Consider the following 4,563-nt stretch of genomic DNA (forward strand, 5'->3'; position numbering starts at 1 on the left):
GGCCCACTATTCCTGCACTTGCCCGCCTTGCTCCGGCCCTTCTGGCTGTGCTCCATAGTCACCGAACTTTCCGCATGGCCCACTAGCCGCCGGTCATCGACATGAAGCGCAGCACCTTTTCGGGCCGCTCCCGGAACTCGTGTCGCTCCGGTTTCAGGGCGATGGCCTCGAGGATCGCCTCCTCGAGCTCCCGGTCCGAGCAGCCCGTCCGAAGCCGTGGCCGCAGTTCCAGCTTGTGTTCGTTGCCCAGACAGGTGTAGATCGTGCCATCCACCGACAGCCGCACACGGTTGCAGGTCTCGCAGAAGTGCTGCGAGATCGGCGTGATGAAGCCGATGTGCAGGTCTGTCCCGGCGACCCGCACGTAACGCGCCGGCCCGCCGCCCGGCATCATCCCGGGGATGAGTTCGAAGCGCTGCGCGAGGCGCTCCTTCACCCGCCGGAGGTCCACGAAGCGGTCGGTCGCCTCGCGGCCGGTCGCTCCCATCGGCATGGTCTCGATGAAGCGCAGCGTGAAGCCGTGTTCCAGGCAGAAGTCGACCATGTCCTCGACCTCGTCCTCGTTCACGCCGCCCATCACGACCATGTTGATCTTGATCGGGCGGAACCCGGCCCTCTTCGCGGCCATCAGCCCGGCGATCACCTTGTCCAGCTTGCCGGCGGTGACTTCCCGGAAGACCTCGGGTTTCAGTGAATCGAGACTCACGTTGATGCGGCGCACACCGCCGGCGAACAGCGCCTCGGCGGATTTCGCCAGGCGGGTGGCGTTGGTGGACAGGGAGATGTCCTCCACCCCGGGCAGTGCGGAGAGTCTTGCCGCCAGGTCGGGCAGATCCCGGCGCACCAGCGGCTCGCCGCCCGTCAGGCGAATGCGGCGGGTGCCGAGGCGGGCGAAGGCCGCCATCACGCGCTCGAGTTCGTCGAAGCTGAGCCAGTGCTCCGGCTCCTCGAAGTCCCGGAACCCGCGCGGCATGCAGTAAAAGCAGCGCAGGTCGCAGCGGTCGGTCACGGATACCCGAACGTATTCGATGCGACGGCCGAAGGGATCGACGAGGGCGGTTTCGCTCATGAGGCCGAGAGTAGCCGAAAACACGGATTGTGCCATTTCCCTCAGCCGGCACGGCGGATACCCCCTACCCGGTCGGATACGCATCGCGTATAGTCGCCAACCGTGCCCGGCCCAGTGTCCGGGCGCATGCAGATTTTAAAATGCCAAAATCAAAAAGCATCGGAGACAGAGGATGGCTAAAGTTCTGATTGCACAGGGCGGAGGGCCGACGGCGGTCATCAACCAGTCGATGGTTGGTGCGGTCCTGGAGTCACGCAAGTTCAACAACGTGGACCTGGTCTACGGCGCATTCCACGGGGTGCGCGGCATCGTCGACGAGGAGCTCCTCGACCTGACGCAGGAGACCACCCACAATCTCGAGATGGTGGCGAACACGCCGTCTTCGGCCCTCGGTTCCACCCGGGACAAGCCGGATCTGAAGTACTGCCAGGAGATCTTCAAGGTCCTCCAGGCACACGAGATCAGCTACTTCTTCTACATCGGCGGCAACGACTCCTCCGACACGGTGCGGATCGTCAGCGAGGAGGCGCGCAAGGCCGACTACGCAATGCGCTGCATCCATATCCCGAAGACGATCGACAACGATCTGGTGGTGAATGACCACACGCCGGGTTTCCCGTCGGCCGCTCGCTTCGTGGCCCAGGCCTTCATCGGTGCCAACCTGGACAACTCCGCCCTTCCGGGCATCTACATTGCGGTGGTGATGGGACGCCACGCCGGCTTCCTGACCGCCGCGTCCGCACTGGGCAAGAAGTTCCCCGATGATGGCCCGCACCTGATCTACCTGCCTGAGCGCGTCTTCAACGTCGAGAAGTTCCTGGCCGACGTCAAGGCGACGATGGACCGCTACGGCCGATGCGTGATCGCGGTGAGCGAGGGGATCCACGACGAGGAGGGCGTGCCGATCGCGGTGAAGCTGGCCAAGAACGTCGAGCAGGACGCCCATGGCAACGTGCAGCTTTCGGGCACTGGCGCCCTGGCCGACATGCTCTGCGAGGAGATCCGTACCAAGCTCGGTGTGAAGCGGGTGCGCGGCGACACCTTCGGTTACGTGCAGCGCTCGTTCATCGGCTGCGTCTCCGACGTGGACCAGCGCGAGGCGCGGGAAGTGGGGGAGAAGGCAGTGCAGTATGCGATGTGGGACGACAACGATGGCTCGGTGGTCATCGATCGCACCGGTTTCTACTCCTCGGACTATCGCCTCGTTCCGCTGGAAACCGTTGCCGGCAAGACCAAGGTGATGCCGGACGAGTTCATCGCCGATTCCGGTACCGACGTAACCGACGCCTTCCGGCTCTATCTGCGGCCGCTGCTGGGTTCGGGAATGCCGGACGCCTACCGGTTGCGCCAGAACCTGGTGCCCCGGGTGCTGAATCCCTGAGCCGGAGGGGACCTGCCCGGGCCTCCCCTCTCCCGCACCAGCGGGAGAGGGGCTTGGGGATGAGGGTACGACCTAACCCAGTGCCTCGAAGATCCGGTCCCGGATATCGGTGACCGAGCCCACGCCCTCGATCCTCACGTAACGCGGGGCATCCGGGTCACCGCTCTCGGCCCACCTGGAGTAGAAGTCGACCAGCGGCTTGGTCTGGTTGTGATAGACCTCGAGGCGCTTGCGCACGGTCTCTTCCTGGTCGTCCTCGCGCTGGATCAGCGGCTCGTCGGTGAGGTCGTCCCGGCCTTCGATCCGCGGCGGGTTGAAGATCACGTGGTAGGTCCTGCCCGAGGCGGGATGCACGCGGCGGCCGCTCATCCGCTTGATGATCTCTTCGTCGTCGACGTCGATCTGGACCACGAAATCGAGCGTGATACCCTCGTCCTTCAGGGCCTCGGCCTGGGGGATGGTGCGCGGGAAGCCGTCGAACAGGAACCCCTGCGCGCAATCCGGCTGCTGCAGTCGCTCCTTGATCAGACCCAGAATGATGTCGTCCGAGACCAGGCCGCCAGCGTCCATCACCTTCTTCGCTTCCATGCCGAGCGGGGTACCCGCCTTAACGGCGGCGCGCAGCATGTCGCCGGTCGAGATCTGCGGTATGCCGTAGCGCTCGCAGATGTACTGGGCCTGCGTGCCCTTGCCGGCGCCCGGCGGGCCCAAAAGAATCAATCGCATGACTTCGCTCCTTTAGTGTCTTGAAGGTATGTTTTGCACCCGGCGCCAACCGGCCGCGAGTTGCGCGGCGCTACAGTACAGCTTCTGTGGAGCCCCGCACAAGGCTTGCGCTTACGTGGCTCCGCACACTCAGACGGAGGAAACTGGAACGATGATGGAACCCGGCCCACGCGAAATCACCACGCCGTTCCGACCGATACCGCTGGATATTCCGGAGGGTATGAAGCCGAACGAGTTCTTCAACAGCACCGAGAATCTCGCGGACCTGGTCAACAACAACGGGCTGCTGGTCAACCCGGAGAATCTGCTGCTCTACCGCAAGGCGCTCGGGCACAGCAACGAGTTCGACACCTCGATCATCTACAACACCTCGAAGGTGATCCTGGACCCACTCGGCAGACCCGTGCGGCGCACGCAGGTCCCTGACCACGTGCGGCAGGTCTGGAACCGGATGAACGGCATCATCATCGAGTACATGCTCGAGCAATACCCCGATCCTGCCGACGCCTTGATCCTTGCCGGTGAGGCGAGCCTGGACGCGACCTGGCCGCTGACCGCCCCGGGCGTGCCCAGCATCCGCATGCTGCACAACCACTTCATGGTGTTCCCGATGGTGGATCTGAAGCGGGCGCCGCTGGCGGACGCGGCCAACCCCAACCTTACCGACGGCGGCCAGCACAGCCTCTTTCAGGCCTACATGCGGGACGTCTACCGGGAGTTCTTCACCCGAGCCCTGGAGCTGCGGATCCTGAAGCCCACGGCCGACGCCGACGCACGCCTGGACCTCACGGGGTATCCGCAGGGCCTGCCCAGCTGGGAGATACAGGGCGGCGCGGCGGCGCTTGGCGAGGTGCGCTTCTGGCAGGAGTATGACGAGATCCTGAAGGGCTTCCTGGATTTCTACCGGACCTTCTTCTCGCAGGTGTCCACGCGCAATGCACCGATGCCCGAGGGGGTTCACTTCCCGCGTCACGTCGAGGAGGTGCTGCTGTTCAACAACGACTTCCTGAAGACCGCGAAGAAGGTGCGCGACCTCTGCATGCACGATGCCCGGTACGCCCATGCCATCCGCTGGCAGCCCGCCTTCAAGCAGCTCATCTACCGAAACGACGCGGGCCAGCTGATCGTGACCATCAGCCAGAACTCGATCGGCAACGCGATCACCGAGCTGCTGGGCGTGGTGGTGAACCGGAAACCGGACGCAGAGGCCTACGAGAGGCGGGAACCCGCGCTGATCGAGCGGCTGCTCGAGGTGCGCCGGCGCCTGATCGAGGCCGACCTGGGCGAGGGGATCGCGACGGATTACTGGCCGGCGGGTTAGCGTGCGGGATCGCGGCTGGAAGCCGCTCCCACGGGGGGCTCGCAGGAGCGGCCTCTGGCCGCGATC

4 protein-coding genes are annotated in these 4,563 nt (G+C 64.8%); 2 read left to right on the top strand and 2 right to left on the bottom strand.

Going from position 1 to position 4,563, the window contains the following annotated elements; genetic code table 11:
* Positions 1 to 82: 82 nt before the first annotated feature.
* Entirely contained in the window at positions 83 to 1,069 is a 987-nt protein-coding gene (moaA, locus tag ACESMN_RS06675; RefSeq protein WP_373052817.1) for a GTP 3',8-cyclase MoaA, read from the bottom strand.
* Between the two features lie 172 nt (positions 1,070 to 1,241).
* Here moaA and ACESMN_RS06680 point away from each other — a divergent pair, with 172 nt between their 5' ends.
* A complete protein-coding gene (locus ACESMN_RS06680; RefSeq protein WP_373052818.1) occupies positions 1,242 to 2,450 on the top strand; it encodes a 6-phosphofructokinase in 1,209 nt (402 codons plus the stop codon).
* A 72-nt stretch (positions 2,451 to 2,522) separates the two neighbouring features.
* Here ACESMN_RS06680 and adk read toward each other — a convergent pair whose 3' ends face one another.
* Entirely contained in the window at positions 2,523 to 3,176 is a 654-nt protein-coding gene (gene adk / locus ACESMN_RS06685; protein ID WP_373052819.1) for an adenylate kinase, read from the bottom strand.
* A 154-nt stretch (positions 3,177 to 3,330) separates the two neighbouring features.
* Here adk and ACESMN_RS06690 point away from each other — a divergent pair, with 154 nt between their 5' ends.
* The gene (locus ACESMN_RS06690) at positions 3,331 to 4,497 is read left to right on the top strand and encodes a hypothetical protein (protein WP_373052850.1); all 1,167 of its coding nucleotides are present in this window, start codon (positions 3,331 to 3,333) and stop codon (positions 4,495 to 4,497) included.
* Positions 4,498 to 4,563 lie beyond the last annotated feature (66 nt).

Origin of the sequence: Thioalkalivibrio sp. (assembly GCF_041690275.1) — a bacterium.
Lineage (GTDB): Bacteria > Pseudomonadota > Gammaproteobacteria > Ectothiorhodospirales > Ectothiorhodospiraceae > Thioalkalivibrio.

Coding starts and splice junctions, on each gene's coding strand:
- moaA (WP_373052817.1), bottom strand. CDS start 1,069: ATGAGCGAAACCGCCCTCGTCGATCCCTTCGGCCGTCGCATCGAATAC.
- ACESMN_RS06680 (WP_373052818.1), top strand. CDS start 1,242: ATGGCTAAAGTTCTGATTGCACAGGGCGGAGGGCCGACGGCGGTCATC.
- ACESMN_RS06690 (WP_373052850.1), top strand. CDS start 3,331: ATGGAACCCGGCCCACGCGAAATCACCACGCCGTTCCGACCGATACCG.
- adk (WP_373052819.1), bottom strand. CDS start 3,176: ATGCGATTGATTCTTTTGGGCCCGCCGGGCGCCGGCAAGGGCACGCAG.